We start from the raw sequence: 3,563 nt of genomic DNA, 5'->3' as shown, positions 1-3,563 counted from the left end.
TCTCCGTCCAGGGCAGCATGATCGGCAGCAGGCCGCCGGCGATGTACACGCCATCCCATGCGCCCAGGGTAAGCACCAGGTCGCCCGCTACGGAGCCCAAGATGCCGGCGAAACGTTCGGCCGTCTTCACGCACATCGGGTCGCTGCCGTCCTCGGCACGCTGGGTGACGTCCTCGGGCTTGAGGTCTTCGGGCGTATGGCCGGCAATGTCGCAAAGAGCCCCATAGAGGTTCACCAGGCCCTGGCCGCAGATCAGGCGCTCGTTGGACACGCGGCCGTATTTCTCGTTGAGCCGTCGCAGGATCTTGATGTCTTCGGTCGTGTGCGCGGCGAAGCCGGCGTGGCCGCCTTCGGTTTCCAGCACGCTGCAGTGGCCGTTGCGGATCAGTAGCGCGCCCACCCCCAGGCCCGTGCCCGGGCCGATCACGGCGAAGGTTTGCGCGTGCGTGGCGCCAAGCGTGGGGCAGGGCACGTCGCCGATCACCACGCAGTCCTCAGGCTCCAGCAGCGGTACGCCCATCGAAAGCGCGGCGAAATCGTTCACCAGGTGCACCGAATCCAGGCCCAATTCGCGTTCCAGGCGTGCGGCGGAGATCTCCCAGGGGTTGTTGGTGATCTTTACCTCAGCATCAGCGACGCGGCCAGCGGCGTCGACGATGGCGCGGTGTGCCTCAAGGCCGGTCTCCTGGAAGTAGCGCTTGCCGGCATCGCTCATGTTCGGGAAGTCCGCCACGTGATACCGGCGCACGGTGTCGGCGCGGAACGGGGACCTTTGCGTGGGATCGGCCATCGCGAAGCGGATATTGGTGCCACCGACATCGGCAAGGAGGGTCGGTTGCAGCGCGCTGTGATGAGCCATGGAAAAAGAACCCGTCGAAATCGGTCAAGCCTGCCTGTGCGGCGCCATGAATGTCCAGCCCGCTCTATGCTGCATTGCAGCAATCACGCCGAGCTTTGATGTAAACGATTACGTGGGCAGAATACCCCATCGCATCGTGGAGAACAGTATGGCCGGTGTCCGCCTGGACAAGATCCGCAAGGTGTACCCCAACGGCCATGTCGCGGTTTCGGAAGCCAGCTTCGACATCGCCGACGGCGAGTTGCTGGTGCTGGTGGGGCCTTCCGGCTGTGGCAAGACCACACTGCTTCGGATGATCGCGGGCCTGGAGGACATCAGCGGCGGTGAGCTGTGGATCGGCGACCGCGTGGTGAACGACACTGCGCCGAAAGATCGCGACATCGCCATGGTGTTCCAGAACTACGCGCTGTATCCCCACATGACGGTGGCCGAGAACCTGGGCTTCGGATTGCGCTTGCGCGGACAGCCGAAGGCGGAGATCGACAAGCGCGTGGCCGAATCCGCCGCCAAGCTTGGGCTGAGCGAAAGGCTCGCTTCCCGCCCGGCTGCGCTGTCGGGCGGACAGCGCCAGCGCGTGGCACTTGGCCGTGCCCTCGTGCGCGACCCTGCTGTCTTCCTGCTGGACGAACCGTTGTCGAACCTCGACGCGAAGCTGCGGTTGTCCATGCGCGTGGAGATCGGACGCCTGCATCGCGAACTCGGCGCCACGATGATCTATGTCACCCACGACCAGATCGAAGCGATGACGCTGGGCCAGCGCATCGTGGTGTTGAATGGCGGCGTCATCCAGCAGATCGACACGCCGATGAACCTCTACGACAAGCCGGCCAATTTGTTCGTGGCCGGGTTCCTGGGCAGCCCCGCGATGAACCTCTGGACGGGGACACTCGAGCAATCGGATGGTTTCGTGCTGCGCACGCCCTCCGGACTGCTGCCGCTGGGGCCGCTCGCTCCCGCTGCTGCGCTGGCCGGCCATCTCGGCCAGCAGGTGGTGATGGGCATACGCCCGGAAGACCTGCAGCCGGTTGCCGCCGGCACGCCCGCGGCGTTCCCGCGCCTTAAGGCCTTCGTCGACGTGGTGGAGCCGGTGGGCAACGAGGTGTTCCTGAACATGCGTGGCGCCGAGGGCGAACTGGTGTCACGCGCGCCGCCCCAGGCCGCATCGCACCCGGGTGGCGAGATCGAACTGTCATTCGATCCGGCGCGGGCGCATTACTTCGATGCCGCCACCACCCTTCGCATCGAAGCGGGGTCAGAGTAATTACTCTGACCCCAACCCCAGGGCCGCCGGTCCGGGACAACTTGCCGCGCCAGCCTCCGCCACCCGCGGCGTAGAATGACCGCCTGGCTTAAAGACCGAGGCCCCGCCCATGAATTTCCCCGCCGTCCGCATGCGCCGCATGCGCCGCGATGCCTTCTCCCGCAACCTCATGCGCGAGACCACCCTCACCGCCCATGACCTGATCATGGTCGCCTTCGTCATCGAGGGTGAAGCTGAGCGCGAGGCGGTGCCCTCGATGCCGGGCGTGGAACGGCTGTCGATCGACGAACTGGTGAAGCTCGGTGGCGAATGCGTGGCCCTTGGTATCCCGGCACTGGCACTGTTCCCATCGGTGGGCGCGGGCGCCAAGAGCGAAGACGCCGCCGAGGCCTGGAACCCGCAGGGCCTGTTCCAGCGTGCCGCGCGCGCGCTGAAGAAGGCCTGGCCCCAGCTTGGCCTGATCGGTGACGTCGCCCTCGACCCCTATACCACCCACGGCCAGGACGGCCTGATCGACGCCGACGGCTATGTGATGAACGAGCCTACGGTCAAGGCGCTGGTGAAGATGTCGCTGGCCCAGGCCGAGGCCGGCATCGATTTCATCGCGCCGTCGGACATGATGGACGGCCGCATCGGCAGCATCCGCGACGCGCTGGAGGCCCATGGCTTCATCCATACGCGGATCCTGTCGTACGCGGCCAAATATGCCTCCAGCTTCTATGGCCCGTTCCGCGACGCGGTGGGTTCATCGGCCAGCCTGGGCAAGGCCGACAAGCACACCTACCAGATGGATGTCGGCAACAGCGACGAAGCCTTGCGAGAGGTCGAGCTCGACCTTGCCGAAGGCGCCGATGTGGTGATGGTGAAACCGGGCCTGCCGTACCTGGACATCGTGCGCCGGGTGAAGGACGCCTTCGGCGCGCCCACCTTCGTGTACCAGGTGAGCGGCGAGTACGCGATGATCAAGGCCGCTGCGCAGAACGGCTGGCTGGATGAGAAGAAAGTGGTGCTCGAATCGCTGGTGTCGATCAAGCGCGCCGGCGCCGATGCCATCCTTACCTACTTCGCCATCGATGTGGCGCGTTGGTTGCGCGAGGACAGGTAAATCCCGGCAGAGCTACTCATCGTCCATGCCATAATTCGGGTCACCGATCCGGGGTAGAGGCCATGGAAAACCATCAGTTCCTGCAATCGGCGGTCATCTTCCTGCTCGCTACCGTGGTGGCGGTGCCCATTTCCAAGCGATTCAAGCTCGGGGCGGTGCTGGGCTACCTGGTCGCGGGCCTGGCCATCGGGCCTTCCGGCTTTGGCCTGATCCGCGACACGGCCGGCGTTGCCGCGATCTCCGAGTTTGGCGTGGTGCTGATGCTGTTCGTCATCGGCCTTGAGCTTTCGCCGCAGCGCCTGTGGGTGATGCGGCGCGCCGTGTTCGGCAGCGGCCTG

4 protein-coding genes are annotated in these 3,563 nt (G+C 65.5%); 3 read left to right on the top strand and 1 reads right to left on the bottom strand.

All coding sequences use genetic code 11. The annotated features are described in order from the left end of the window. Window positions 1–859, bottom strand: an 859-nt coding sequence (locus tag VK519_RS17755; protein ID WP_324351998.1) for a glucokinase, incomplete at its 3' end; no start/stop codon positions are given. Between the two features lie 148 nt (window positions 860–1,007). Between VK519_RS17755 and VK519_RS17750 the strand changes: the two genes are divergently transcribed. From VK519_RS17750 to VK519_RS17740, 3 genes are all read left to right on the top strand, one after another. Beyond that, on the top strand, window positions 1,008–2,120 hold the full coding sequence (locus tag VK519_RS17750) for an ABC transporter ATP-binding protein (RefSeq protein WP_324351996.1): 1,113 nt from the start codon (window positions 1,008–1,010) through the stop codon (window positions 2,118–2,120). 109 nt (window positions 2,121–2,229) lie between these two features. After that, on the top strand, window positions 2,230–3,225 hold the full coding sequence (gene hemB / locus VK519_RS17745) for a porphobilinogen synthase (RefSeq protein WP_324351994.1): 996 nt from the start codon (window positions 2,230–2,232) through the stop codon (window positions 3,223–3,225). 62 nt (window positions 3,226–3,287) lie between these two features. Next, window positions 3,288–3,563: cation:proton antiporter domain-containing protein (locus tag VK519_RS17740; RefSeq protein ID WP_324351992.1), on the top strand; the 276-nt coding region annotated here is incomplete at its 3' end.

This window comes from Pinirhizobacter sp. (assembly GCF_035317885.1).
Lineage (GTDB): Bacteria > Pseudomonadota > Gammaproteobacteria > Xanthomonadales > Rhodanobacteraceae > Pinirhizobacter.
Note: the sequence above shows the minus strand (reverse complement) of the source record. Positions and strands in the feature narration are given on the sequence as shown.